The following is a 25,599-nucleotide window of genomic DNA, read 5'->3' as shown; positions in this document are numbered from 1 at the left end:
TCAACACTTTTTTTCGCGCTAACTCACTGAATCTTAAACTCTTTATAGAGAAGGGCCGGCCGCGGGGCAGTAAAGGATTTTCACCGGACGACTAGCGGGTGTTTATTATTATTGATAGCATCGGTACATTCGTTAAAAATATAAAACACGAGGTTCCTGCAGCATGGCTAACACCCCCTACCCCCAGTCCTACTACGCCGCCTCGGCCAACCCGGTGCCGCCACGTCCGGCGCTGCAGGGTGAGGTGGAGACCGATGTATGCATCATCGGCGCCGGCTACACCGGCCTGTCCAGCGCGCTGTTCCTGCTGGAGAACGGCTTCAAGGTGAGCATCGTCGAAGCGGCCAAGGTCGGTTTCGGCGCCTCGGGCCGCAACGGCGGCCAGATCGTCAACAGCTACAGCCGCGACATCGATGTCATCGAACGCACCGTCGGCCCTAAAGAAGCCCAGCTGCTGGGCAAGATGGCCTTCGAAGGCGGGCGCATCATCCGCGAGCGCGTGGCCAAGTACAACATCCAGTGCGACCTGAAGGACGGCGGCGTGTTCGCCGCGCTGACCTCCAAGCAGATGGGCCACCTGGAGTCGCAAAAGCGCCTGTGGGAACGCTTCGGCCACACCCAGCTGGAGCTGATGGACCAGAAGCGCATCCGTGAAGTGGTCGCCTGCGACAGCTATGTCGGCGGCATGCTGGACATGAGCGGCGGCCATATCCACCCGCTGAACCTGGCCCTGGGCGAAGCCGCCGCGGTCGAGTCGCTGGGCGGCATCATCTATGAGCAGACCCCGGCCGTGCGCATCGAACGTGGCGCCAACCCGGTGGTGCACACCCCGCAGGGCAAGGTCCGCGCCAAGTTCATCATCGTTGCCGGCAACGCCTACCTGGGCAACCTGGTACCGGAACTGGCCGCCAAGTCGATGCCATGCGGCACCCAGGTGATCACCACCGAGCCGCTGGGCGACGAACTGGCGCGCACCCTGCTGCCGCAGGACTACTGCGTGGAAGACTGCAACTACCTGCTGGACTACTACCGCCTGACCGGCGACAAGCGCCTGATCTTCGGCGGCGGCGTGGTGTACGGCGCCCGTGACCCGGCCAACATCGAAGCGATCATCCGCCCGAAGATGCTCAAGGCGTTCCCGCAGCTGAAGAACGTCAAGATCGACTTCGCCTGGACCGGCAACTTCCTGCTGACCCTGTCGCGCCTGCCGCAGGTTGGCCGTATCGGCGACAACATCTACTACTCCCAGGGTTGCTCGGGTCACGGCGTGACCTACACCCACCTGGCGGGCAAGGTGCTGGCCGAGGCCCTGCGTGGCCAGGCCGAGCGTTTCGACGCCTTCGCCGGCCTGCCGCACTACCCGTTCCCGGGTGGGCAGATGCTGCGCGTGCCGTTCAGCGCCCTGGGTGCCTGGTACTACAGCCTGCGCGATCGCCTGGGCTTCTGATGTAAGCAGGCCTGGCCTCTTCGCGGCTAAAGCCGCTCCTACAGGTAACGCACTGGTTTTGAACCTGATGCAATCCCTGTGGGAGCGGCTTCAGCCGCGAAGAGGCCGGTACTGTCGAAGCTATTTGTTCAGGCTGTTCACGGCCTGCTTCGCTGCAATCTCCTGCCCTGCCCTGGCCAGTTCATCGGCCGCCTGCAACCAGCGCTGCCGATCCACCTGCGCCGGCAACTGCCGCGGTGGCTGCACCAGCACTGCCCAGCTCCCCTCCTTCGCCCACGCCGAAGCAAAGTCATCGAAGGCCATCAGCTGCCGCCGATGCATGCCCGAACGCAGCAGCACGCGCTGCTTGTAGCGGTCATAGCCGATCAGCACCGCATAGCGCGGCTCGCTCCACCACGCCGAACCTTCCTGGTAGCGCAGCAGCACCGGGTTGCCGCCGGCGACCTGGGCCAGCAAGGCGTCCAGGTGCTTGTCCAGCGGGTAGACCACCATGCCATATTCACGCGCCACCCGAGGGATGCCGGTTTCCAGCGCCTCGGCGCCCTTGGGCAGGTTCAAGGGCTTGTCCAGCAGGCCCGGCGTGATCGGTGCGCCCTGTTGCGACAGCAGCGCAGCCAGGGCCATCGAAGCGCTGTGGTTGGCGTTGCCGCGGTAGAACGGCACGCTGCTGATCTCGACCCGCTGCGGCAGGCCCTTGAGGCTGGCAGGCGGCGCGCCGGCACAACCTGCCAGGCCGGCGACCACCAGGCCGGCGACCACCAGGCAGGCCGCCAGCAGCCGCCGTGGGGCGTTGTTGAAGGATGGGTGCTCCATGGACACTCGCTTGTTCCGGTGCCAGGCAGGCAGCGCCCGGCTCTGGGGCCGATCATAGGATGCTGCGCGGCGCGGGTATAGCCCACGCTGGCTTTGCAACCAAATGGCTTGAGCCTTGGAACAGAAGTCAATGGAACGTCACGGACGGGGAGCTAGACTAAAGCTGTGTCTGGAGGGCGCGCCGAAGGCGGCCCAAGAGAAGGAGGCACACATGAGCCTGACTATGGCAATCCTGATGCTGCTGGGCATGTGGCTGGCCGTCGCGGCCGCCATGCTGTGGGGCGTACTGCGTATCGTGCGGCGCCATTCGCAACACCATCACCTGCCGGCCAAGGTGCAGCCCGCGCACCGGGCGCGGCGGCATGCCGGGGTGCATTGACCCCTTTGAATCCACATTGGCCCATTCGCGGGTAAACCCGCTCCCACAGGTACCGCACTGGTTTTGAACCTGGCGCAATCCCCGTGGGAGCGGGTTTACCCGCGAAATGGGGCGCAGGGCGCCCCGGCTTGTCGAGATCAGCCTTCTGCCGCTTCGCGCTTGAGGCGCGCCCGGCGGGCCAGGATGTTGAGGATCTCGATCACCGTCGAGAATGCCATCGCCGCGTACACATACCCCTTCGGTACATGGGCGCCAAACCCTTCGGCGATCAGCGTCATGCCGATCATGATCAGGAAGCCCAGGGCCAGCATGACCACCGTCGGGTTGTCATTGATGAAGTTGGCCAGCGGGTCGGCCGCCACCATCATCACGATCACCGCCGAGATCACGGCAATGATCATGATCGGCAGGTGCTCGGTCATGCCCACCGCGGTGATGATGCTGTCGACCGAAAAAACGATGTCCAGCAACAGGATCTGGAAGATCGCCGCAGCGAAGCCCAGGGTGACGGTCGAGGACACCTTGGCTTCTTCCTTGGCGCCGTGGGGATCGACGTTTTCGTGGATCTCCTTGGTCGCCTTCCACAGCAGGAACAGGCCACCGGCGATGAGGATCACGTCCTTCCACGAGAAGGCGTTGCCGAACACCTCGAACACCGGGTCGGTCAACTGGACGATCCAGGCCACCGTGCTGAGCAGCGCCAGGCGCATGACCAGGGCCATGCTGATGCCGATGCGCCGCGCCTTCGAACGGTACTCCAGCGGCAGTTTGTTGGTGAGGATGGAGATGAAGATCAGGTTGTCGATACCGAGCACGATCTCCATGGCCACCAGGGTGGCCAGGGCAACCCAGGCGGTAGGGCTAGCGGCGAGTTCCAGCAAGTATTCCATTGGTCGATCCTGCAACGGCGGTTAGGGGTCAGATTTCCTGGCTGTGGGCTTTCTTTTCAGGGTCTTTCGGTTTGTGGCCTTCCTGGCCCATGGCATCGCTCAAGGCCTGCTGGGCGGCCTGGTTGGTGTCGTCGATGGCCTGCTTGGCCGATTTCGCCGCCTGGTCGAGCATCTGCTGGGCGGATTTCTCGGCCTGGTCGCAGCCGGCCAGGCCGAACAGGGCCAGGGTCAGCACCAATGGCGTGCCGATGGATTTGAGTTGCAGCATGGTGTCCTCGCTTGAAGAATCCCGGCGGCGCGCGATGCGCCTGATGGGGTCGCATTCTAAAGACGCCGAAACATCCGGAAAATTCGTATTTCCAACGGGTATACTTCGGTTTTTTCGAATCGGAACGATCCTCGTGCTCAACTACCGGCAATTGCACTACTTCTGGGCCGTGGCCAAGACCGGCAGTATCGCCCGCGCCAGCGAGCAGTTGAACCTCACGCCGCAGACCATCAGCGGGCAGATCAGCCTGTTCGAGCAGACCTACGGCCTGGAGCTGTTCCAACGAGTGGGCCGGCAGCTGGAACTGACCGAGACCGGCCGCCAGGCACTGGTCTACGCCGAGCAGATGTTCCAGCTCGGCGGCGAGCTGGAGGCCATGCTGCGCGCCGGCCCCCAGGAGCAGATCCTGTTCCGCGTGGGGGTGGCCGACGTGGTGCCCAAGTCGATCGTCTACCGCTTGCTGGCACCGACCATGGCGCTGGACGAGGTGCTGCGCATCAATTGCCGCGAAGACAAGCTCGAACGCCTGCTGGCGGACCTGGCGATCCAGCGCCTGGACCTGGTTATATCCGACAGCCCGATGCCCAGCCACCTGGACATCAAGGGCTACAGCCAGAAGCTTGGCGAATGCGGCCTGAGTTTCTTCGCCACTCCTGCCCTGGCGCGGCGCCATGCCGGGCCGTTCCCCGCCTGCCTGCAGGATGCGCCGCTGCTGATCCCCGGCGCGGAAACCGTGGTACGCAGCCGCCTGTTGCGCTGGCTGGGCGAGCAACAGGTGCAGCCGCAGATCGTCGGTGAGTTCGATGACAGCGCCTTGATGCAGGCATTCGGGCAGTCGGGCAGCGGTATCTTCGTGGCGCCGAGCGTGATTGCCGAGGAAGTGTGCCGCCAGTATGGGGTGGAACTGATCGGGCAGACCGACGCGGTGCAGGAATCGTTCTATGCCATCTCGGTGGAGCGCAAGGTCAAGCATCCGGGGATCGTGGCCATTACCGAGGGCGCGCGGCGGGAGTTGTTCCATTGGTGAGCGCGGTGCTGTTTCGCGGGTGAACCCGCTGCCACGGGGGCCGGGCCTGAATGTGCTAGAGTCGCGCCCTTTCACGATTCCGAGACCCCGCTGCACATGACACCCGTTTTCCGCCTCCTCAACCGCACCAGCCTGGTGACCCAGATCATCATCGGCCTGGTCGCCGGCATCGCCCTGGCCCTGCTCGCGCCGGCCATCGCCGGTGACCTGGGCTTCCTCGGCAAGGTGTTCGTCAGCGCCCTGAAAGCCGTGGCACCGGTGCTGGTGTTCGTCCTGGTGATGGCGTCGATCGCCAACCACCGCCAGGGCCAGCAGACCCACATCCGCCCGATCCTCTGGCTGTACCTGCTGAGCACCTTCGGCGCCGCCGTGGTGGCGGTGGGCGCCAGCATGCTGTTCCCCTCGCCTCTGGCGCTGAGCACGAGCGAAGCCTCCCTGAGCGCCCCGGGCGGCATCACCGAGGTGATGCAGAACCTGCTGCTGAGCGCGGTCGACAATCCGGTCAGCGCCCTGGTCAATGCCAACTTCATCGGCGTACTGACCTGGGCCATCGGCCTGGGCGTGGCCTTGCGCCATGCCAGCGAGACCACCCGCACGGTGGTCGACGACCTCTCCAACGGCGTGACCCTGCTGGTGCGCGTGGTGATCCGCTTCGCCCCGCTGGGCATCTTCGGCCTGGTCGGCTCGACCCTGGCGCAGGCGGGCCTGGACGCCTTGCTCGGCTACCTGCACCTGCTGGCCGTGCTGATCGGCTGCATGCTGTTCGTGGCGCTGGTGATGAACCCGCTGATCGTGTTCTGGAAGATCCGCCGCAACCCGTTCCCGCTGACCCTCTTGTGCCTGCGCGAAAGCGGCATCACGGCGTTCTTCACCCGCAGCTCGGCGGCCAATATCCCGGTCAACCTGGCGCTGTCCGAGCGCCTGGGGCTGCATGAGGACACCTATTCGGTGTCGATCCCGCTGGGTGCGACCATCAACATGGCAGGCGCGGCGATCACCATCACCGTGCTGACCCTGGCGGCGGTGCATACCCTGGGCATCCCGGTGGACCTGCCGACCGCGGTGCTGCTGAGCGTGGTCGCAGCGGTCTGCGCCTGCGGCGCGTCGGGGGTGGCGGGTGGCTCGCTGCTGCTGATTCCGCTGGCGTGCAGCCTGTTCGGCATTCCCAGCGAGATTGCCATGCAGGTGGTGGCGGTGGGCTTCATCATTGGCGTGCTGCAGGATTCGGCGGAGACCGCGCTGAACTCTTCGACCGACGTGCTGTTCACCGCGGCGGCATGCGAGGCCGAGGCGCGACGTAGCGTTTAAGCTCGTCGTGGCCGCCTGTGGAAGCGGGTGAACCCGCTCCCACATTGCCTTACACCGCGGCATTACCTACGCTAGTGGCCTTCCCCCAGCCATGAGACAGGGCCATGTCAGAACACCAAAGCGCAGGCGAAGGCCGCCTCACCAGCATCGAGATCCGCATTCTCGGCTCGCTGATCGAAAAGCAGGCCACCAGCCCGGAGAGCTACCCGCTGACCCTCAATGCCCTGCTGCTGGCCTGCAACCAGAAAACCAGCCGGGAACCGGTGATGAACCTCACCCAGGGCCAGGTCGGCCAGGCCTTGCGCAACCTTGAAAGCCAGGGCATGACCCGCCTGCAGATGGGCAGCCGCGCCGACCGCTGGGAACAGCGGGTGGACAAGGCCCTGGAGTTGGTACCGGCGCAACTGGTGTTGATGGGCCTGCTGTTCCTGCGTGGCCCGCAGACCCTCAGCGAGCTGCTGACCCGCAGCAACCGCCTGCACGACTTCGACGACACCGAGCAGATCCAGCATCAGCTGGAGCGTCTGATCTCCCGCGACCTGGCCCTGCACCTGCCGCGCCAGGCCGGGCAGCGCGAAGACCGCTACACCCATGCCCTGGGCGACCCGGCGGAAATCGAGGCGATCCTGGCGGCGCGCCAGCAGGAAGGCGGCGCACGCAGCAGCAGCGCCAGCGTTTCGGAAGAACGGATCGAAGCCCTGGAAGCACGGATCGCGGCGCTGGAAGCGCGCCTGGCCGAACTGGAAGGCTGAGCCGGCTAAGGCTCGGCTTCGGGGAAGTGGCGGCAGCTCTTGCGCTCGGCCAGTTCACGGTCGCTGGGGCGCTGGTCGACGAACACGGTGCGGCCGCCTTCGTAGATCTCGAGGTAGCCCCAGTGCAGGTCCTGTTCGGTCTGCCCGGGCTTTGGGGGGACTAGCCACCAGGGTTCGCGGCTGATCAGCGTCATGGTGAAGCTCCTGAAGGTGTCTGCAGTAAGCATAGACACCCTCGGGTTTTGCTCTGCTGGTACTGGCCCTTTCGCGGCTAAAGCCGCTCCCACAGGTTCAGCGCAGGCCTCGACTGTGAGGAGCGGCTTCAGCCGCGAAAGGGCCGGTACAGGCTTACGCCGGTGCCGAGGTACGGATCAGGTGATCGAAGGCCGCCAGCGAAGCCTTGGCCCCCTCGCCCACTGCAATCACGATCTGCTTGTACGGCACCGTGGTCACGTCACCCGCGGCAAACACGCCCGGCACGCTGGTCTGGCCCTTGGCGTCGACGATGATCTCGCCACGCGGCGACAGCTCGACAGTGCCTTTGAGCCAATCGGTGTTCGGCAGCAGGCCGATCTGCACGAAGATGCCTTCCAGCGCCAGGTCGTGCACCTCATCGGTGGTGCGATCCTTGTAGCGCAGGCCGGTGACCTTCTCGCCATTGCCCACCACCTCGGTGGTCAACGCGCTGGTGATCACCTTGACGTTCGCCAGGCTGTGCAGCTTGCGCTGCAGCACCGCATCGGCACGCAGCTGGCTGTCGAACTCGATCAGCGTCACCTGGGCGACGATACCGGCCAGGTCGATGGCCGCCTCCACGCCAGAGTTGCCACCCCCGATCACCGCCACACGCTTGCCCTTGAACAGCGGGCCGTCGCAGTGCGGGCAGTAGGCCACGCCGCGGGCGCGGTATTGCTGCTCGCCCGGCACGTTCATTTCGCGCCAGCGGGCGCCGGTGGCGAGGATCACGGTCTTGGCCTTGAGCGAGGCGCCGCCGGCCAGGCGCACTTCGTGCAGGCCGCCGTCGGTGGCCGGGATCAGCGCTTCGCCGCGCTGCAGGTTCATGATGTCGACGTCGTACTGCTTGACGTGCTCTTCCAGCGCCGTGGCCAGCTTCGGCCCTTCGGTCTCCTGCACCGAGATGAAGTTCTCGATGGCCAGGGTGTCGAGGACCTGGCCACCGAAGCGCTCGGCGGCAACACCGGTGCGGATGCCTTTGCGCGCAGCATAGATGGCCGCTGCCGCGCCGGCTGGGCCACCGCCGACCACCAGCACGTCGAAGGCGTCCTTGGCGTTGATCTTCTCGGCCTGGCGGGCGCCGGCACCGGTGTCGATCTTGCCGAGGATCTCTTCCAGGCCCATGCGGCCCTGGCCGAACACTTCGCCGTTCAGGTAGATGCTCGGCACCGCCATGACCTTGCGCGCTTCCACTTCATCCTGGAACAGCGCGCCGTCGATGGCCACGTGGCGCACGTTGGGGTTGAGCACCGCCATCAGGTTCAGCGCCTGGACCACGTCCGGGCAGTTCTGGCACGACAGCGAGAAATAGGTTTCGAAGGTGAATTCGCCTTCCAGCGCCTGGATCTGCTCGATCACTTCGGCACTGGCCTTCGAGGGATGGCCGCCGACTTGCAGCAACGCCAGCACCAGGGAGGTGAATTCGTGGCCCATGGGGATACCGGCGAAGCGCAGGCTGATGTCGGCTCCCGGGCGGTTCAGCGAGAACGAAGGGCGACGGGCGTCGCTGCCGTCCGCGCTGAAGGTAATGAGGTTCGACAGGCCGGCGATTTCCACCAGCAGGTCGTGCAATTCGCGGGACTTCGCGCCGTCGTCGAGGGAGGCAACGATCTCGATCGGCTGGGTGACCCGCTCCAGGTAGGTTTTCAGTTGCGATTTAAGCGTGGCGTCCAACATACGGGCGATTCCTTTTTCAAAACTCGGATACAAAAACGCCCAGGCGAGGTCGCCCGGGCGCTTTTACGGGGCGGTAGTTACTTCAGCTTTGGCGGCTGTCTACCGCCCGCAGGGTGGACATCGGCTTAGATCTTGCCGACCAGGTCCAGGGATGGCGCCAGGGTGGCTTCGCCTTCTTTCCACTTGGCCGGGCAGACTTCGCCTGGGTGAGCGGCAACGTACTGGGCGGCCTTGACCTTGCGCAGCAGCTCGGCAGCATCGCGGCCTACACCACCGTCGTTCAGTTCGACGATCTTGATCTGGCCTTCCGGGTTGATCACGAAGGTACCGCGATCGGCCAGGCCGGCTTCTTCGATCAGCACGTCGAAGTTGCGCGAGATGACGTGGGTCGGGTCACCGATCAGCGGGTACTGGATCTTGCCGATGGTGTCCGAGGTGTCGTGCCAGGCTTTGTGGGTGAAGTGGGTGTCGGTCGACACGCCGTAGATTTCCACGCCCAGCTTCTGGAACTCGGCGTAGTTGTCGGCGAGGTCGCCCAGTTCGGTCGGGCAGACGAAGGTGAAGTCGGCCGGGTAGAAGAACACGACGGACCACTTGCCTTTCAGGTCGGCTTCGCTGACCTGAACGAACTCGCCCTTGTGGTAGGCGGTGGCGTTGAACGGTTTGACCTGGCTGTTGATGATTGGCATGAGAGACGCTCCTTCATGGGGTTGGAATCAGTTGATGGAGAGAATCCTAACCGCTGGTCGCCAGGAAGGCTCATTGGCAAAGCTCATGCTGCTGATTGGTTTTGGCTATAACCGGGGATGATTAATAGAAGGGAATGGGCTGAGAGGCCCCATCGCCGGCAAGCGGCGATGGGGCCCTGGCATCAGCGGGTGACCGTGCGCAGGGTAACGAACTCTTCGGCGGCCGTCGGATGCACGCCGATGGTCTCGTCGAACTGCTGCTTGGTCGCACCGGCCTTCAGCGCGACGCCCAGGCCCTGGATGATCTCGCCGGCGTCCGGCCCGACCATGTGGCAGCCCAGGACCTTGTCGGTCTCGGCATCGACCACCAGCTTCATCAGGGTCTTTTCCTGGATGTCGGTGAGGGTCAGCTTCATGGCGCGGAAGCGGCTCTCGAAGATCTGCACCTTGTGCCCGGCCTCCAGCGCCTGCTCCTCGGTCAGGCCGACGGTGCCGATCGGTGGTTGGCTGAACACGGCGGTGGGAATGTTCTGGTAATCCACCGGGCGGTACTGTTCGGGCTTGAACAGGCGCCGTGCCACGGCCATGCCTTCGGCCAGGGCGACCGGGGTCAGCTGCACGCGGCCGATCACGTCACCAATGGCGAGGATCGACGGCGCAGTGGTCTGGTACTGTTCGTCGACGCGGATATAGCCACGTGGGTCCAGCTCCACACCGGTGTTTTCCAGGCCCAGGTTGTCGAGCATCGGGCGGCGGCCGGTGGCGTAGAACACGCAGTCGGCAACCAGCTCGCGTCCGTCCTTGAGGGTGGCCTTGAGGCTGCCATCCTCGAGCTTGTCGATGCGCTGGATATCGGCGTTGAACTGCAGGTCCAGGCCGCGCTTTTCCAGCTCTTCCTTCAGGTGGGTGCGCACCGAGCCGTCGAAACCGCGCAGGAACAGGTCGCCACGGTAGAGCAAGGTGGTGTCGGCGCCCAGGCCCTGGAAGATGCCGGCGAACTCCACCGCGATGTAACCGCCACCCACCACCAGCACCCGACGCGGCAGGTCTTTGAGGTAGAACGCCTCGTTGGAGGTGATCGCCAGCTCCTTGCCCGGGATGTCCGGCACCTGCGGCCAGCCGCCGGTGGCGATGAGGATGTGCTCCGCGCTGTAGCGCTGGCCGTCCACTTCCACCTCGTTGGCGCCGGTGATGCGCGCGTGGCCCTGCAGCAAGGTCACGCCACTGTTGACCAGCAGGTTGCGATAGATGCCGTTGAGGCGCTCGATCTCACGGTTTTTGTTGGCGATCAGGGTGCCCCAGTCGAAGTGGCCCTCTTCCAGGGTCCAGCCGAAGCCGGCGGCCTGCTCGAGTTCATCGGCGACGTGGGCACCGTACACCAGCAGTTTTTTCGGCACGCAGCCGACGTTGACGCAGGTGCCGCCCAGGTAGCGACTCTCGGCCACTGCCACTTTTGCGCCGAAGCCCGCAGCGAAGCGCGCCGCACGCACACCGCCGGAACCGGCGCCAATCACGAACAGATCAAAATCGTAGGCCATGTATTCAGTCTCCTTGGCTGGCGCCCAGCATAACGCCGTTGGCCGCCGCAAACAAAAAAGCCACCCCGAAGGGTGGCTCCTTGAACCCGCATCGGCGTATCAGTACGCCTTGCCGGCCTTGTAGAAGTGCTCGAAGCAGAAGTTGGTCGCCTCGATGTAGCCCTCGGCGCCACCGCAGTCGAAACGCTGGCCCTTGAACTTGTAGGCGATCACGTTGCCTTCGGCAGCCTGCTTCATCAGTGCGTCGGTGATCTGGATCTCGCCACCCTTGCCTGGCTCGGTCTGTTCGATCTTCTCGAAGATGTCCGGGGTCAGGATGTAGCGACCGATGATCGCCAGGTTGGAAGGTGCGTCTTCCGGCTTGGGCTTCTCGACCATGGCGTCGACACGGAAGATGCCATCCTTGATCTCTTCACCGGCGATGACGCCGTACTTGTTGGTTTCCTGCGGATCGACTTCCTGGATGGCAACGATCGAGCAGCGGTACTTCTTGTACAGCGCGACCATCTGCGCGAGCACGCCTTCGCCTTCGAGGTTGACGCACAGGTCGTCGGCCAGCACCACGGCGAACGGCTCGTCACCGATCAGCGGGCGGCCGGTCAGGATGGCGTGGCCCAGGCCTTTCATTTCGGTCTGGCGGGTGTAGGAGAACGAGCACTCGTCAAGCAGGCGACGGATGCCGACCAGGTACTTTTCCTTGTCGGTGCCCTTGATCTGGTTTTCCAGCTCGTAGCTGATGTCGAAGTGGTCTTCCAGCGCGCGCTTGCCGCGGCCGGTGACGATGGAAATCTCGTTCAGACCAGCATCCAATGCTTCTTCAACGCCATACTGGATCAGTGGCTTGTTGACCACCGGCAGCATTTCCTTGGGCATGGCTTTGGTAGCAGGCAGGAAGCGAGTGCCGTAACCGGCTGCCGGGAACAAGCATTTCTTGATCATAAACATCCTTAAACATAGGCGAGGCCTGTGGAATTCGGCGCAGTCTAATCAGGCGGCATTCAGCTTACAATGCCTGCCCGAGGCGACCGCTGCCATCATAGAGATATCTCAGTGTAGATAGTTCCGAAAAGTTCGTGAAATCCGTGTCATCCGGCCCTCCACGGGTGGCCGGCATGCAGCGCTTCAGGCTGGTCCGCAAGCAGCCCTAGACGCGCTCGGCACAGGGTCAATCGCCGGAAATGCATTTCGTCGCGGCCGTGCGCACATCGCCCAGGCGCATCGGGAAGTTGTTCAGGCGTTCGTGCAGTTTGATGCTGCTGCCACTGCCACGCTTGGCAATGTCGACCAGGGCTGCCGGGCCGGCGCCAGCGGTGAGCTTCTGCGGCACGATCAGGCGCAGGCCGTCGCCGCGTGCTTCCTCGGTCAGCGGGTCGCGGCTGTCGGCCAGTTGTGCCTTGACGCAATCGGCGTACTCGCGTGGCGTCTTGCCTGAAATCACATCGAGGGTTTCGTGCGACTGCTCGAGTTCCGAGACGCTCACACACCCTCCCAACACCAGGGCCATCGCCACCACCATGCACTTCATTTGCAGCACCTCTGCTTTCAGGAATGTTTACGACAACGGCGAGGCGTTTTTGCTCCGTGATCTGGCAGATTTATCCGCCCCTCTCCCGACTGGCGCGGCAGGGCATGGCCACATCGTGATATCGTTCGGCTTTGCAGAACCAATCCTTGCGGAGCAACCCATGAAATTCGTACACCAGCGCGAGCACCTGAACGAGGACGACATCGTCGTCATCGAATGCTCCCAGCGCTGTAACATCCGCCTGATGAACGACGCCAACTTCCGCAGCTTCAAGAATGGCGGCCGGCACACCTACCACGGCGGCCAGTTCGTTGACTTCCCGGCCAAGATCACCGTGCCCAGCACCGGCTTCTGGAACATCACCATCGATACCGTAACCACACGGCCGATTTCGGTAACGCGCAAGCCAACCTTGAGCCACAAGATCAAGATCATCCGCCGTTCATCGTCGAAACTCAGATAAAGACCGCCATGACCCAGAACATCAAATACGTCATCAAGTACAAACTCGACGGCGAACGCCGCTGGGACTTCGCCGTGATGGCCGATGCCTCCCAGGAGCAGGCGCTGGAAGCCCTGCGCAAGATCCACGGCGACGACGCCGAGAAGATCAGCGACATCCAGGTAAGCAAAGCGCTGTAAGGCGGCCCCTGACTAGGAGTGAGGAATGAGCAACTGGCCCGACCGTCGTCTTCTCGATCTGCTGGGCATCGAGTTGCCCATTCTCCAGGCACCCATGGCCGGTGCCAGCGGCTCGGCCCTGGCCATCGCCGTGGCCAAGGCCGGCGGGCTCGCTGCCCTGCCCTGCGCCATGCTCACCGGCGAGCAGGTGCGCGACGAGATCACCGCCTTCCGCGCGGCCTGCCCGGACCGCAGCCTGAACCTCAACTTCTTCTGCCACACCCCACCTGCGCCCGACGCCGAGCGCGACGCCCGCTGGAAGCAGACCCTCAAACCGTATTACGACGAGCTCGGTGCCGACTTCGACGCGCCCACGCCTGTCTCCAATCGTGCCCCGTTCGATGAACAGGGCTGCCAGTTGGTCGAGCAGATGCGCCCCGAGGTGGTCAGTTTCCATTTCGGCCTGCCTGAAGCTGCGCTGCTGCAGCGGGTCAAGGCAACGGGGGCCAAGGTGCTGTCCAGTGCGACCACGGTCGAGGAAGCCCTGTGGCTTGAGGAGCACGGCTGCGACGCGATCATCGCCATGGGCTACGAGGCCGGCGGCCATCGCGGCATGTTCCTCAGCGACGACATCACCAGCCAGATCGGCACCTTCGCCCTGGTGCCGCAGATTGCCGATGCCGTGCGCCTGCCGGTGATCGCCGCCGGCGGCATCGCCGACCACCGCGGCCTGGTGGCCGCGCTGGCCCTGGACGCCAGCGCGGTGCAGGTCGGCACGGCCTACCTGTTCTGCCCCGAAACCAAGGTGTCAGCGGCCCATCGTCGCGCGCTGGACAGCGCAGCGGCCAGCGACACCGCGCTGACCAACCTGTTCACCGGGCGCCCGGCACGGGGTATCAACAATCGCATCATGCGTGAACTGGGGCCGATGAGCGAACTGGCTCCGCGCTTCCCGCTGGCGGGGGGCGCGCTGATGCCGCTGCGGGCGATCACCGATCCGCAGGGGAACAGCGACTTCAGCAACCTGTGGGCGGGCCAGGCGTTGCGCCTGGGCAGGCATGTGGGGGCCGAGCAATTGACCCGGGAGATGGCCGGGAAGGCGTTGGCGCAGATTATCCGCTAAGGCTTCCATGGGTGTCGGCTTCTTCGCGGCGTTTCGACGCCTCGATAAACCCGCTCCCGCAGGTACGGCGGCCCCTTGCTTGCAGCCCCTTCCCGACAACTGGCCTATCGCTATATAGTTCCCACCATAACGATAACCACCCTCAGGAGCTGTCTTCATGCGTATTCGCCTGTCCCACCTCGCCGCCGCCACCCTGGCCAGCCTGATCTCCCTCAACAGCGCCTGGGCCGACGAGGTACAGGTCGCCGTCGCCGCGAACTTCACCGCGCCGATCCAGGCCATCGCCAAGGATTTCGAGAAAGACACCGGCCACAAGCTGGTCGCCGCCTACGGCGCCACCGGGCAGTTCTACGCGCAGATCAAGAACGGCGCGCCGTTCGAAGTGTTCCTTGCCGCCGACGACAGCACCCCGAAAAAGCTTGAAGAAGAAAAGGAAATCGTCCCGGGTTCGCGCTTCACCTACGCCACCGGCACCCTGGCCCTGTGGTCGGCCAAGCCAGGCTACGTGGACGACAAGGGTGAAGTCCTGAAGAAGAACCAGTTCCAGCACCTGTCCATCGCCAACCCTAAAGCCGCGCCTTACGGCCTGGCCGCCACCCAGGTACTGGACAAACTGAAGCTGACCGAAGCCACCAAGGCCAAGATCGTCGAAGGCCAGAACATCACCCAGGCCTTCCAGTTCGTCTCCACCGGCAACGCCGAACTGGGCTTCGTCGCCCTGTCGCAGATCTACAAGGATGGCAAGGTCGAAAGCGGTTCGGCCTGGATCGTCCCGGCCAACCTGCACGAGCCGATCCTGCAGGACGCGGTCATCCTCAACAAAGGCAAGGACAACCCAGCAGCCAAGGCCCTGGTGGACTACCTGAAAGGCCCGAAAGCCGCTGCGGTGATCAAGTCCTACGGTTATGAAATCTGATGCCACTGGACGCCAGTGACCTGGGGGCAATCTGGCTGACCCTCAAACTGGCCAGCCTGACCACCCTGATCCTGCTGGTCATCGGCACGCCGATCGCCTTGTGGCTGGCGCGCACGCGTTCGTGGCTGCGCGGGCCGGTCGGCGCGCTGGTGGCGCTGCCCTTGGTGCTGCCGCCGACGGTGATCGGCTTCTACCTGCTGATCGCCCTCGGCCCGCACGGCTGGCTCGGCCAGGCTACCCAGGCGCTGGGCCTGGGCACCGTGGTGTTCAGCTTCACCGGGCTGGTGATCGGCTCGACCGTGTATTCCCTGCCGTTCGTGGTGCAGCCGCTGCAGAACGCCTTCGGCGCCATCGGCCAGCGGCCGCTGGAAGTCGCCGCGACCCTGCGCGCCAGCCCCTGGGACACCTTCGTCCATGTGGTGCTGCCACTGGCCCGGCCCGGCTTCGTCACCGCCAGCATCCTCGGTTTCGCCCACACCGTGGGCGAATTCGGCGTGGTGCTGATGATCGGTGGCAACATCCCCGACAAGACCCGCGTGGTCTCGGTGCAGATCTTCGATCACGTCGAGGCCATGGAGTATTCCCAAGCCCACTGGCTGGCCGGTGCCATGCTGGTGTTCTCGTTCCTGGTGCTGCTCCTGCTCTATGCCGGGCGCCGTAGCAAAGCTGGCTGGAGCTGAAAATGAGCGGTTCGATCGTGGCGCGCCTGAAGCTGGCGCGCGATGACTTCACCCTGGATGTCGACCTGCAATTGCCCGGGCGCGGTATCAGCGCGCTGTTCGGCCACTCGGGCTCGGGCAAGACCTCATGCCTGCGTTGCCTGGCCGGGCTGGAGCGGGCCGCCAGTGCCTACATCGAGGTCAATGGCGAGGTCTGGGAAGACAGCGCACGCGGCTACTTCCAGGCACCGCACCTGCGCCCGGTAGGTTATGTGTTCCAGGAGGCCAGCCTGTTCCCCCACCTGTCGGTGCGCGGCAACCTGGAGTTCGGCTGGAAGCGCATCGCAGCCGATGCGCGCAAGGTCAGCCTCGACCAGGCCAGCGAGCTGCTGGGCATCGGCCACCTGCTCGCGCGCAAACCGGCGACGTTGTCGGGCGGTGAGGCGCAGCGGGTCGGCATCGCCCGTGCGCTGCTCAGCAGCCCGCGGCTACTGCTCATGGACGAGCCGCTGGCTGCCCTCGACGGGCCGCGCAAACGCGAGATCCTGCCTTACCTCGAGCGCTTGCACGACGAACTGGACATCCCCCTGGTGTACGTCAGCCATGCCCAGGACGAAGTGGCGCGGCTGGCCGATCACCTGGTGCTGCTGGAGCAAGGCAGGGCCATGGCCAGCGGGCCGATCGGCGCCACCCTGGCGCGCCTGGACCTGCCGCTGGCCCAGGGCGAGGATGCCGGCGTGGTGTTCGAAGGCCTGGTGGTCGGCCACGACCCGCATTACGACCTGCTCGACCTGCGCCTGCCCGGCAGCGACGCACCACTGCTGCGCATCGCCCATCCGGCCCACAGCATGGGCAGCACCCTGCGCGTCAAGGTGCAGGCCCGCGATGTCAGCCTGGCGCTGGACGCCGACAGCAGCTCGAGCATTCTCAACCGCCTGCCGGTGCGCGTGCGCGAAACACGCCCGGCGGACAACCCGGCACATGTGCTGGTCAGCCTGGACGCTGGCGGCAATGCGCTGCTGGCACGTATCACCCGGTTCTCCGCCGACCAGCTCGGCCTGCACCCGGGCCAGGCACTGATCGCGCAAATCAAGTCGGTGGCCCTGCTCGGCTGAGCAACCTGCAAACGGCTGTGGTCCATTGATCAGAGACCTGACCGAGGCCCGCCGCCGATGCTCGACTGCCCCCTGCCCGCCAACCTGCATTATGTCGACGACAACCAGCCGGGGCTGAGCCGGCGGCGCTGGCGCGACCGCTTCATCTACCTCGATGCCCAGGGCCAGCGCGTGCGCGATGAGCAAACCCTGGCGCGCATCGCCGCGCTGGTGATCCCGCCGGCCTACACCGATGTGTGGATCTGCGCCGACCCGCAGGGCCACCTGCAAGCCACCGGCCGCGATGCCCGTGGCCGCAAGCAGTACCGCTATCACGCCCAATGGCGAGAACTGCGCGACCAGCACAAGTACGGGCGCATGCTGGCCTTCGCCCAGGCGCTGCCAAAACTGCGCGCGCAGTTGGAAGCGCACCTGGCGCGCCCCGGCCTGGATCGGGAAAAGGTCATGGCGCTGGTCGTCAGCCTGCTCGATCACACGCTGATCCGCATCGGCAACCAACGCTACCTGCGCGACAACAAGTCTTATGGCCTGACCACCCTGCGCAATCGCCACGTCAAGGTTCAAGGCAGCACCATTCGCTTCCAGTTCCGAGGCAAGCGCGGCGTGGAGCACAATGTCACCCTGCATGACCGGCGCCTGGCCAACCTGCTCAAGCGCTGCATGGAACTGCCCGGGCAGGCGCTGTTCCAGTACCTGGACGAAGACGGCCAGCGGCACAGCGTGGGTTCCAGCGAGGTCAACGCGTTTCTCCAGCAACTGACCGGCGCCGACTTCACCGCCAAGGACTACCGCACCTGGGCGGGCAGCAGCCTGGCGCTGAGCCTGCTCAGGCCGCTGGCCTGGGAGCCGGAAAGCGAGGCCCGGCGCCAGGTCGCGGCCATTGTCAAGCAAGTTGCCGGCCGGCTCGGCAATACCCCTGCGGTGTGCCGACGCTGCTACATCCACCCTGCCGTCTTCGAACACTATGCCCTAGGGCGGCTCGCCGACTTGCCGGGGCGGCGGGTGCGCAAGGGCCTGGACCCGGAGGAAGTCGCCCTGCTGCTGTTTCTCCAGGCCCTGGAACAAACAAACGACAATTGAGCAGCGCTATTTACCTCATCACGCACAGAAATTTCCCATAAGGGCCGAAGCCCCCTATCCTTGCCATCGAGCACCTTCGCCGACACGCTGACTAGGCTTCACCCGGCACCTGCAACTAAAGACATAAAGCAGAATTTATCTTCCAGGGAATTACTATCCCCTGAAAGCGTCTTTAATGAGAAGGAAGAGGGACGAGCTCCCAACGCTGCGGCAACTGGCCTGGCGGATTTACCTATCACCAAGGAGAACTACATGCTGATACTCACCCGTAAGGTTGGCGAAAGCATCGTCATCAACGATGACATCAAAGTCACCATTCTGGGCGTAAAAGGGATGCAGGTGAGGATTGGCATCGATGCACCGAAGGATGTCCAGGTGCACCGTGAAGAGATCTTCAAGCGTATCCAGGCCGGCAGCCCGGCGCCGGAAAAGCACGACGATCAACACTGAGTTCCATGCTTCAAGCCGCAGGGACGCGCTTGATCCAATGGCCGACGCACGCCGCAACCTGAGCCTCAGGTGCCGAGCAGCTCGCGCACCTTGGCGATCATCCTGTCCATGTCGAACGGCTTGTCGAACACCGCGGCGAACAGCTCCGGGCGCGCCTGGCTGGCCTGGGCTCCACTCATGAGGATGACCGGCAGGTCGGGTAGTTCCAGTTCCTCACGTATCGCCCGCACCAGTTCCTCACCATTGAGCACCGGCATCATGTAGTCGGTAATCACCAACTCCACACGTTTTTCCCTGAGCGCTTCCAGGGCCTTGCGCCCATTGCTCGCCTTTTCCACCAGAAAGCCCTCGTCTTCCAGGGCAAAGCCCAGGATGTCGGCGATCAGGTATTCGTCATCGACGATCAGGATAGTGTTCATCGCCCGGCCCCGTCACCCACCTCCTTGCGGCACCGGCGTGCCCGACAGCACACCGCAGGCGCCCTCGAACGCCTTGCACAGGCTGATGCCGTGGGGCCCGATCTGCAGTTCGTGGAGTGCCGGGTCATGGTGGCTGTCGCGCACCTTGAGGATCGACAGCATGCGCCGCAATTGCGAATCCAGCTCGACAAAGCGCATCAGCATGAGGTTGTCGACGATGCTCGACAGGTCCGGGGCTGGCGCACTGATTTCCGAGCCGAAGATATCGCGCATCTCCCAGGTGAGCATGACGCTGATATCCCGTGCGCGCAGCTCACCGGTCAGGGCGCGGAAAAACGCATTGAGCCGCGCCGGGTCGATGGCCAGCCGGCTGAACGCCCCGAGGCTGTCGATCAGCACGCGTTTGCTGCCCTGCTCCTCGACCTGTGCCAGCAGGCGCGCGCCCACCTGGTCGAGCAGGCCCTCGGTGGTGGGCTGCCAGCACAACTGCAGCACACCCTCACGCTCCAGCGCGGCAAAGTCATAGCCCAGCGAAGCGGCCTTCTGGCGCAGCCTGGCAGGGGTCTCGTAAAAGCCGAAATGCAAGGCCGGCGCCTCGGCGCTGGCAGCGCCAAGGAAGGCCAGGCCCAGGGAGGTCTTGCCAATGCCGGAGGGGCCCATCAGCAGCGTGACCGAGCCACTGGCCAGGCCACCGTCGAGCATTCCATCCAGGGTCGCCACCCCCGTGCTCACGCGGCTGAAGTGATCGGCACCGGGCTGGCTGGGATGGCTGTACAGCGACTCCAGGCGCGGATAGACATGCATCCCCGCCTCATCGATCAGGCATTCGTGGCGCCCCGACAAAGCCCCGCTACCCCGTGTCTTGCGCAAATGGACATGGCGCACCGCACGGCTGCCCAGCAACTGCTCGCCGAGCTCGATCACGCCATCGACCATGGTGTGCTCGGGGCTGCCTTCGTCCAGCCGGGCACTGGTCAGCAACAGCACGGTGCAGCCGGCGAAGGCCGCATGGCCCTGCAGCTCGGAAACGAACTTCTTGGTGTCCAGCGCCGTTTCTGCCCGCACCCGGGCATTGAGCACGCCATCGACGATCAGCAGGCTGGCTTGCTGCCGGGCGATTTCCTGGCGCAGCAGCTTGACCACCGCCTCGAGCCCTTCCTGCTCGAGCGTGTCGAAGGCGCTGACGAACTGGATCGGGTCGCCGACCAGCGCCGGGTCGAAGAACTCGAGGGTCGCCAGGTACTGGAACAGGCGCTCATGGGATTCGCTGAGCAGGGTCGCCACCAGCACCCGGCCGCCGTCGCGCACATGGCCGCAGGCCAGCTGGTTGGCGAGGATGGTCTTGCCGGCACCCGGCGGCCCCTGGATGATGTAGGACGCACCCGCCACCAGCCCGCCCTTGAGCAGTACATCGAGCCCTTCGATCCCCGTGACCAACCGTTTGAGTGCCTGAACCATGGTGCTTACCCGTCGAATGGAATGCCTGCCTCGGGCTGATACGCCGGTAGGTACAAGCGCATGCAGGTGCCCTGGCCCAGCGTACTGTCCACGCTGATCGCGCCGTTGCTCTGCTTGGCGAAACCGTACACCTGGCTGAGCCCCAGCCCCGTGCCCTGGCCAAAGGCCTTGGTGGTGAAAAACGGCTCGAAGATGCGTGGCAGCACCTGCGGGTCGATGCCCTCGCCGCTGTCCTGCACTTCGAAACACACGTAGGTACCGTGCAACCCTTCCACTTCGCCCGCCAGCTCCACCGCATCGACCGCCAGGCGGATCGTGCCACACTCAGCGATGGCATCGCGGGCATTGAACAGCAGGTTGAGCAGCACCATCTGCAACTGCCCGGCATCCACCTCGATCAGCGGCAGGCCGGGCTGCATGCGCTCGAGCAAGGTGATGTCGCGCGGCAGCGCATGCTCGAGCAACCCGCGGGTGGCCGTGAGCAGGCTGGAAGGTGCAATGAGCGACACATCGAGCTGCCGATGCCGGGCAAAACTCAGCAGTTGCTGGGTCAGCTCGGTGCCCCGCTGGCCGGCATCGAGGATGTGCTGGAGCATACGCTGGACCCGGGCCGGGTCGGGGCTGCCCAGGGCCATCCGCGCCGAGCTGATGATGATGGTCAGCAGGTTGTTGAAATCATGCGCCAGCCCGCCGGTGAGCTGGCCCAGGGCTTCGAGCTTCTGCGCCTGGAACAGCTGGGCACGCACGGCGTCGAGCTGCAACGCCGATTCGCGCCGGTCGGTGATGTCACGGGTGACCTTGGCCAGGCCGATGATCTCGCCCTGCTCGTCACGGATCACATCGAGGGCGGCCAAGGCCCAGAACCGGGTACCGTCCTTGCGCACGCGCCACCCCTCATCCTGCGCCACGCCCTGCTCCAGGGCCTGATGAAGCAAGCGCCCGGGACGCCCGTCAGCGCAATCCTCGGGGGTGAAGAACAGCGAAAAATGATGGCCGATCACTTCCTCGGCACGGTAGCCCTTGATCCGCTCGGCGCCAGCGTTCCAGGACACGACCCGGCCGCTCGGGTCGAGCATGTAGATGGCGTAGTCCACCACCGATTGCACCAGCTGCTCGTAGCGGCTGGCGGGCATGACAGGATGAGCGATGCAATTGGCTGAAACCATGCAGACTCCACAGGTACAGCGGGAGAGATGCCAATGAGCCTAGTCAACGGCGCGTACAGCGCGTAGGCGCGTGATGACGGAAGATCAGCGTTCGGGCTCGACCAGCGTCGGGCCAAGCCGTCGCGGCATGGCCACTTTCAGCAGCCAGAGGCTCACCAGCACGATGCCTGCGCCCCCTGCCAGCGCCATCAGCCGCTGGGGTTGCGGGTGCCCGGCATCGAAACCCAGCATCAGCAGGTAACCACCCAGGCTCAGCAGGCTCAGGTACAGGAACACACCCAGCAGCAACACCTTCCACAACAGCAGGCGCCAGATCAGCCGCGGGCGGACGATGCGTCCGGACTCGGCGGGAGGAGCGGCATGGGCCATGGCTCGACACTCATTGGATCCAATGAAAGGGCAACAGTGGCGTAATGACAGCAAGGTGTCAATTGCCCATTCGATGCCCCTTCGCTCCTTTCATCATAGGTGCTGCGGTTGACTCAAATATAACAATGGGTTATAAAGCGCGCTTGATTGCGAGGCCCTTCTGCCAAGAAGTGCGCCGGTCGACACGACCCTTTCAAGCGTGCGAGTGTGGTGGAATTGGTATACACAGCAGACTTAAAATCTGTCGGCGTGAGCCTTGCGGGTTCGAGTCCCGCCACTCGCACCATAATTCCCTGGAAAAGGCGCCCATGCGGCGCCTTTTTGCTGCCCCCGGCAATCCCCGGAGCACCTGCTAGAGTGGAGCTTGTCACCGCTCATCAGGTACTGCCTCCATGCGCTATTCCCTGCTCGATGGTCAACGCGACCTCACCCTCCTGATCGCCCGCGTGTTGCTGATGATCCTGTTCGTGCTCTCCGGCTGGGCCAAGCTCACCGGCTTCGAAGGCACGGTCGGCTACATGAGTTCGCTGGGCGCACCCGTGCCCATGGCCGCGGCAGCGGTCGCCGTGATCATGGAATTCTTCGTCGCCATCGTCTTGATCCTGGGCTTCTATACCCGCCCGCTGGCTTTGCTTTTCGCCTTGTTCGTGCTCGGTACCGCACTGCTGGGCCATCCGTTCTGGAGCATGGTCGAGCCTGCCCGCGCCGCCAACATGACCCAGTTCTTCAAGAACCTGAGCATCGTCGGCGGCCTGCTCGCACTGGCCGTCAGCGGCCCCGGCCGGTTCTCCCTCGACGGGCGCTGAGTCCTGAGTCAGTCGTCCAGGTCGTCGTGCCAGGCGGGGTGGTCGCGCTCTTCGTCGTCGAGGTCGTCCAGCAGTTCCTCGTCCTCCTCGACCTCGTCCTCGGCGCCCTGGGCATCGGCCTCGGCCTCGAAGTCGTCATAGAGGAATTCGTGATCGAGCAGGTGATCGTGCTCGGGTTCATGCAGGTCGTCTTCGTCGCGCATGGTGGCTCCTGGAATCTGGGTGCGCCTGTATAGGCGGATCGGCGATCGAGGTCAATGGCTGGCGGTTAATGCTGACTTAACCGACCGACCTCAGGCTCAAGTCTCTCCCTTCAAAACGCTCTTGCCCGCCTTCATGGCGGGCTTTTTTTTGCGCGCGCCGCTGGCTGGCGGCTGCACATCTGCCGGGCCGGGCTTCACACCGGCAGGCCTGCAAGCCAGGCCATTCACTGGCCGGTCATCGAACTTTCATGACCTTCAGGGTTGATAAATCCCCACACTCATTTACTGTATATCCATACAGCTATCTGACTGAAACCAAAGCATCCGCCTGTGCATTCATGAGTGCACAGCCGGATGCGGAGGAACCGCATCACGGTTGGAAGGCAATCGTGCCAGGCCAATGATTTTATCGTCAGGAGTCTTTATGACCGTAAACATCAGCAATCTAACGATCGCTACCCCGGTGGCAGTCTCTTCAACGAACCCGGTTGCGCTGGAGCTCAACGGCGCCGAGGCCATCGCCCGCTTCCCCAGCGTGGTGAAGGTACTCGACGATGGCTCGATCCAGTTCTCTGCCCCGACCAAAGGGGCATCGAGCAAAAGCACCCACAGAACCCGTTGCGAGTGGTCGGAGTCACGAAACTGGACCCTGGGCAGCGCCCCGGACCACTGGAACCGCCAGACGATGACCCTGACCAAGGTCAACGCGGCGCAGAAGGTGGTCATCAGCCAGATACACGTCAGGGGCGACGACAGCCCACCAGTGAAGGTGTTCTGGAACAAGGGCAACATCACCTTTGGCTTTCGCCAGTCATACAACCAGACAAACCCGGTGAACACCACCCTGCTCACGGGCGTGCCGTTGGGCACCCCGTTCGAGGTGATCATCCATGCCACGTCCCAGGGCGTAGTCAAGGTGACGGCCCGCAGCAACGGCGTTTCCAGGTCGTCGGATGACCTGCAGCTCGATGACAGCTGGGACACCCGCCTGCTGGAGTTTCATGGCGGGGTGTACAACCAGGTCGACTACACCGATGCGACGCCGGCCGATGAGGGGTCGGTGTGCATCATCAGTGCACTGTCACTGAGCCACGGCTGATTGTTGGCCGGTCATGAAGCCCCCGCAGATTGTCATCTGCGGGGGCTTCGAGGCGTGGAACCAAGGTGTGAATCGAAGCTTTAGCAAGATCCTTCCCTCGATGGTAGCATTATGCCTAACACACCAATCAGTCCAGAAGACCTTGCGTATCAGCACGGTTTTTGTTGTCTGGAAGAAAGTAGAAACGTTCATGGCTCTTCAGAATAACGAACCTCGCGATCCGCCATTTTCATCGGGTGCATCGTACCCCCAGATCTCCGTTGTAATTCCCACTTACAACGTTGAACCCTATATCGCAGATACGCTCGATTCACTGCTCGCCCAGTCCATCCCCTTTGCGCAGATCATCATCGTCAATGACGGGTCCACCGATGGCACGATGTCTGTCGTCGAGCGCTACGCCCACCGCGCGCCATTGGTGATCGTGAACCAGCCCAATCAGGGCGTGGGGGCCGCCAGGAAGAAAGGCCTCTCGCTGGCCACCGGCGACTATGTGCTCTTCTGCGATCCCGACGATGTAGTCAGCCCTCAAATGACGTCCAACTTCGTCACCCGCCTCCAGGTCAATCCTGCCTTGGAGCTGTTCTATTTCTCGATTCGCAATTTCGTCGGCGGGCCGGGTGAAATGCAATTGAAGAAGCGCAAGCCCGCACCACCGCGCACAGGTGAGTTCAAGCGAGGCCTGGAGCTTTTCGAGGACCTGATCCTCAGCGACCAGTACCACGGCGGCACCTGGCACTACATTTTCAAGCGTGAGGTGTGCGACCGCTTCCACGTCAGCTTCGAAGGGCGTGCCCATGAAGATCACGAATTCAGTATGGAGATATACCTCAACAGCAGGGATACCTTTGTAACGACGGACGATCTTTATTTCTTGCGCGCCCGACCCGGGTCGCTGACCCGAAGCGTGCAGGATGAAGCCTATGTCATGGGGGCGTACCGGGCTCACAGGGCCTCGCTCGAGCGCCTGAAGCGACACATCCCGAGCTTTGCACATGGCCGGGAAACAGCGCTTCGGTACATAGAGAAAAACATCTCCGTTACCGTCCGGCAATGCGTGAAACTTGGCATTCGCCTGCCCCAGGACTTCCAGAAGCTCATGAGGCAGGATGTCCGCGAATGCCGAATAGGGCCGCATGCGAAGCCGACCCTCGCGTATCCCGTGGCAGTCTACTGGGCTGCTCGCTCTCGACACGCCTTGCGTGTCGGTTGGCAAAAAATACGCCGCAGGCATCCAAAGGCGGCTGCGCAATCAGGCAGAGCGTAAGGCTGCGGGCCCTCGGCAGCCACATCGGTATTGTTCATTTGCGCCCTGCGCATTGGGTCATAGGCCGCAGCCAGAATTTCCGGCCCTTTCATCAGCCCGCCTGAGCAAGCCGGAAAGCCCTCCCCCACGCATCGACCGCTATCAGCGGCCCGGGCTACTTGCCCGGGCTGCTCGAGCAATTCTGAGTCAAGGAATTGCCAACCATCGCCGAAGGCCTCGGCGCCAATGCCCAAGCGTCCGCTGAAGACCGTATTGGCAGATTTTTCGACCCACAAAGAAAAACCCCGCAGATGTTAACCTG

Annotated in this window: 30 protein-coding genes and 1 tRNA gene; 17 read left to right on the top strand and 14 right to left on the bottom strand. The window is 63.9% G+C overall.

Annotated features, from left to right (window positions below):
* The first annotated feature begins 163 nt into the window (after nucleotides 1-163).
* The gene (locus tag ACIP21_RS03760) at nucleotides 164-1,447 is read left to right on the top strand and encodes an NAD(P)/FAD-dependent oxidoreductase (RefSeq protein ID WP_400684095.1); all 1,284 of its coding nucleotides are present in this window, start codon (nucleotides 164-166) and stop codon (nucleotides 1,445-1,447) included.
* A 120-nt stretch (nucleotides 1,448-1,567) separates the two neighbouring features.
* On the opposite strand, the gene ACIP21_RS03755 is transcribed toward ACIP21_RS03760, so the two are convergent.
* Nucleotides 1,568-2,260 carry a peptidase C39 family protein gene (locus ACIP21_RS03755; RefSeq protein ID WP_400684092.1) on the bottom strand — a complete coding sequence of 231 codons (693 nt, stop codon included), beginning with the start codon at nucleotides 2,258-2,260 and terminating at the stop codon, nucleotides 1,568-1,570.
* Between the two features lie 211 nt (nucleotides 2,261-2,471).
* On the opposite strand from ACIP21_RS03755, the gene ACIP21_RS03750 reads away from it, so the two are divergent.
* A complete protein-coding gene (locus ACIP21_RS03750) occupies nucleotides 2,472-2,639 on the top strand; it encodes a hypothetical protein (protein WP_400684089.1) in 168 nt (55 codons plus the stop codon).
* A gap of 137 nt (nucleotides 2,640-2,776) precedes the next feature.
* Here ACIP21_RS03750 and ACIP21_RS03745 read toward each other — a convergent pair whose 3' ends face one another.
* Together ACIP21_RS03745 and ACIP21_RS03740 are read right to left on the bottom strand one after the other, a co-directional pair.
* Nucleotides 2,777-3,529, bottom strand: a complete 753-nt coding sequence (locus ACIP21_RS03745; RefSeq protein WP_400684087.1) for a TerC family protein — start codon at nucleotides 3,527-3,529, stop codon at nucleotides 2,777-2,779.
* A 28-nt stretch (nucleotides 3,530-3,557) separates the two neighbouring features.
* Entirely contained in the window at nucleotides 3,558-3,797 is a 240-nt protein-coding gene (locus tag ACIP21_RS03740) for a hypothetical protein (RefSeq protein WP_400684085.1), read from the bottom strand.
* A gap of 133 nt (nucleotides 3,798-3,930) precedes the next feature.
* Between ACIP21_RS03740 and nhaR the strand changes: the two genes are divergently transcribed.
* From nhaR to ACIP21_RS03725, 3 genes are all read left to right on the top strand, one after another.
* Nucleotides 3,931-4,824, top strand: a complete 894-nt coding sequence (nhaR, locus tag ACIP21_RS03735; protein WP_400684082.1) for a transcriptional activator NhaR — start codon at nucleotides 3,931-3,933, stop codon at nucleotides 4,822-4,824.
* Nucleotides 4,825-4,920: 96 nt separating this feature from the next.
* Nucleotides 4,921-6,132, top strand: coding sequence for a serine/threonine transporter SstT (gene sstT / locus ACIP21_RS03730; protein WP_400684079.1), 1,212 nt, complete (start codon nucleotides 4,921-4,923; stop codon nucleotides 6,130-6,132).
* Between the two features lie 104 nt (nucleotides 6,133-6,236).
* On the top strand, nucleotides 6,237-6,884 hold the full coding sequence (locus ACIP21_RS03725; protein WP_400684076.1) for a YceH family protein: 648 nt from the start codon (nucleotides 6,237-6,239) through the stop codon (nucleotides 6,882-6,884).
* 5 nt (nucleotides 6,885-6,889) lie between these two features.
* Here ACIP21_RS03725 and ACIP21_RS03720 read toward each other — a convergent pair whose 3' ends face one another.
* The 6 genes from ACIP21_RS03720 to ACIP21_RS03695 all read right to left on the bottom strand — a co-directional run bounded on the left by ACIP21_RS03720 (nucleotide 6,890) and on the right by ACIP21_RS03695 (nucleotide 12,547).
* On the bottom strand, nucleotides 6,890-7,078 hold the full coding sequence (locus ACIP21_RS03720; RefSeq protein WP_400684074.1) for a hypothetical protein: 189 nt from the start codon (nucleotides 7,076-7,078) through the stop codon (nucleotides 6,890-6,892).
* Between the two features lie 154 nt (nucleotides 7,079-7,232).
* Nucleotides 7,233-8,795 carry an alkyl hydroperoxide reductase subunit F gene (gene ahpF / locus ACIP21_RS03715; protein ID WP_400684072.1) on the bottom strand — a complete coding sequence of 521 codons (1,563 nt, stop codon included), beginning with the start codon at nucleotides 8,793-8,795 and terminating at the stop codon, nucleotides 7,233-7,235.
* 125 nt (nucleotides 8,796-8,920) lie between these two features.
* Nucleotides 8,921-9,484: an alkyl hydroperoxide reductase subunit C gene (gene ahpC / locus ACIP21_RS03710; protein WP_004375926.1), complete on the bottom strand. Its 564-nt coding sequence runs from the start codon at nucleotides 9,482-9,484 to the stop codon at nucleotides 8,921-8,923.
* A 182-nt stretch (nucleotides 9,485-9,666) separates the two neighbouring features.
* Nucleotides 9,667-11,022, bottom strand: a complete 1,356-nt coding sequence (gene gorA, locus ACIP21_RS03705) for a glutathione-disulfide reductase (protein WP_400684069.1) — start codon at nucleotides 11,020-11,022, stop codon at nucleotides 9,667-9,669.
* Nucleotides 11,023-11,121: 99 nt separating this feature from the next.
* Nucleotides 11,122-11,961, bottom strand: coding sequence for a UTP--glucose-1-phosphate uridylyltransferase GalU (gene galU, locus ACIP21_RS03700; protein WP_400684067.1), 840 nt, complete (start codon nucleotides 11,959-11,961; stop codon nucleotides 11,122-11,124).
* A 226-nt stretch (nucleotides 11,962-12,187) separates the two neighbouring features.
* The gene (locus ACIP21_RS03695; RefSeq protein ID WP_400684065.1) at nucleotides 12,188-12,547 is read right to left on the bottom strand and encodes a hypothetical protein; all 360 of its coding nucleotides are present in this window, start codon (nucleotides 12,545-12,547) and stop codon (nucleotides 12,188-12,190) included.
* 160 nt (nucleotides 12,548-12,707) lie between these two features.
* Between ACIP21_RS03695 and ACIP21_RS03690 the strand changes: the two genes are divergently transcribed.
* From ACIP21_RS03690 to csrA, 8 genes are all read left to right on the top strand, one after another.
* Nucleotides 12,708-13,010: a DUF1883 domain-containing protein gene (locus tag ACIP21_RS03690; protein WP_016487931.1), complete on the top strand. Its 303-nt coding sequence runs from the start codon at nucleotides 12,708-12,710 to the stop codon at nucleotides 13,008-13,010.
* Nucleotides 13,011-13,018: 8 nt separating this feature from the next.
* Nucleotides 13,019-13,189, top strand: coding sequence for a hypothetical protein (locus ACIP21_RS03685; protein WP_400684063.1), 171 nt, complete (start codon nucleotides 13,019-13,021; stop codon nucleotides 13,187-13,189).
* Between the two features lie 25 nt (nucleotides 13,190-13,214).
* On the top strand, nucleotides 13,215-14,291 hold the full coding sequence (locus ACIP21_RS03680) for an NAD(P)H-dependent flavin oxidoreductase (RefSeq protein WP_400684061.1): 1,077 nt from the start codon (nucleotides 13,215-13,217) through the stop codon (nucleotides 14,289-14,291).
* A 157-nt stretch (nucleotides 14,292-14,448) separates the two neighbouring features.
* A complete protein-coding gene (gene modA, locus ACIP21_RS03675) occupies nucleotides 14,449-15,207 on the top strand; it encodes a molybdate ABC transporter substrate-binding protein (RefSeq protein ID WP_400684060.1) in 759 nt (252 codons plus the stop codon).
* The gene (gene modB / locus ACIP21_RS03670) at nucleotides 15,207-15,887 is read left to right on the top strand and encodes a molybdate ABC transporter permease subunit (protein WP_400684058.1); all 681 of its coding nucleotides are present in this window, start codon (nucleotides 15,207-15,209) and stop codon (nucleotides 15,885-15,887) included. Before modA ends, modB begins: the two co-directional genes overlap by 1 nt.
* Before the next feature lie 2 nt (nucleotides 15,888-15,889).
* Nucleotides 15,890-16,981, top strand: a complete 1,092-nt coding sequence (gene modC / locus ACIP21_RS03665; RefSeq protein ID WP_400684056.1) for a molybdenum ABC transporter ATP-binding protein — start codon at nucleotides 15,890-15,892, stop codon at nucleotides 16,979-16,981.
* A gap of 57 nt (nucleotides 16,982-17,038) precedes the next feature.
* Entirely contained in the window at nucleotides 17,039-18,061 is a 1,023-nt protein-coding gene (locus ACIP21_RS03660; RefSeq protein WP_400684054.1) for a DNA topoisomerase IB, read from the top strand.
* Nucleotides 18,062-18,313: 252 nt separating this feature from the next.
* Nucleotides 18,314-18,511, top strand: a complete 198-nt coding sequence (csrA, locus tag ACIP21_RS03655; RefSeq protein ID WP_012315047.1) for a carbon storage regulator CsrA — start codon at nucleotides 18,314-18,316, stop codon at nucleotides 18,509-18,511.
* 65 nt (nucleotides 18,512-18,576) lie between these two features.
* Here csrA and ACIP21_RS03650 read toward each other — a convergent pair whose 3' ends face one another.
* The 4 genes from ACIP21_RS03650 to ACIP21_RS03635 form a co-directional block, all read right to left on the bottom strand.
* A complete protein-coding gene (locus ACIP21_RS03650; RefSeq protein ID WP_400684052.1) occupies nucleotides 18,577-18,930 on the bottom strand; it encodes a response regulator in 354 nt (117 codons plus the stop codon).
* Nucleotides 18,931-18,942: 12 nt separating this feature from the next.
* Complete coding sequence (locus tag ACIP21_RS03645; protein WP_400684050.1) at nucleotides 18,943-20,388, bottom strand: ATPase domain-containing protein; 1,446 nt, start codon at nucleotides 20,386-20,388, stop codon at nucleotides 18,943-18,945.
* Between the two features lie 5 nt (nucleotides 20,389-20,393).
* Nucleotides 20,394-21,554 (bottom strand): nitrogen regulation protein NR(II), encoded by a 1,161-nt coding sequence (locus ACIP21_RS03640; RefSeq protein WP_400684048.1) that lies wholly within the window; start codon nucleotides 21,552-21,554, stop codon nucleotides 20,394-20,396.
* Nucleotides 21,555-21,638: 84 nt separating this feature from the next.
* Entirely contained in the window at nucleotides 21,639-21,923 is a 285-nt protein-coding gene (locus ACIP21_RS03635; protein WP_400684047.1) for a hypothetical protein, read from the bottom strand.
* A 201-nt stretch (nucleotides 21,924-22,124) separates the two neighbouring features.
* Between ACIP21_RS03635 and ACIP21_RS03630 the strand changes: the two genes are divergently transcribed.
* Nucleotides 22,125-22,209 (top strand) — tRNA-Leu (locus tag ACIP21_RS03630).
* Nucleotides 22,210-22,315: 106 nt separating this feature from the next.
* Complete coding sequence (locus tag ACIP21_RS03625; protein ID WP_400684045.1) at nucleotides 22,316-22,729, top strand: DoxX family protein; 414 nt, start codon at nucleotides 22,316-22,318, stop codon at nucleotides 22,727-22,729.
* Nucleotides 22,730-22,737: 8 nt separating this feature from the next.
* Here the strand turns inward: ACIP21_RS03625 and ACIP21_RS03620 are convergent, their stop codons facing one another.
* Nucleotides 22,738-22,932, bottom strand: a complete 195-nt coding sequence (locus ACIP21_RS03620; protein ID WP_400684043.1) for a hypothetical protein — start codon at nucleotides 22,930-22,932, stop codon at nucleotides 22,738-22,740.
* A 424-nt stretch (nucleotides 22,933-23,356) separates the two neighbouring features.
* On the opposite strand from ACIP21_RS03620, the gene ACIP21_RS03615 reads away from it, so the two are divergent.
* Together ACIP21_RS03615 and ACIP21_RS03610 are read left to right on the top strand one after the other, a co-directional pair.
* Nucleotides 23,357-24,031: a polysaccharide lyase family 7 protein gene (locus tag ACIP21_RS03615; protein WP_400684042.1), complete on the top strand. Its 675-nt coding sequence runs from the start codon at nucleotides 23,357-23,359 to the stop codon at nucleotides 24,029-24,031.
* 142 nt (nucleotides 24,032-24,173) lie between these two features.
* Nucleotides 24,174-25,298 (top strand): glycosyltransferase family 2 protein, encoded by a 1,125-nt coding sequence (locus ACIP21_RS03610; RefSeq protein ID WP_400684039.1) that lies wholly within the window; start codon nucleotides 24,174-24,176, stop codon nucleotides 25,296-25,298.
* Nucleotides 25,299-25,599 lie beyond the last annotated feature (301 nt).

It is taken from the genome of Pseudomonas sp. NPDC089401, from assembly GCF_044749485.1.
Classification (GTDB): Bacteria; Pseudomonadota; Gammaproteobacteria; order Pseudomonadales; family Pseudomonadaceae; genus Aquipseudomonas.
Note: the sequence above shows the minus strand (reverse complement) of the source record. Positions and strands in the feature narration are given on the sequence as shown.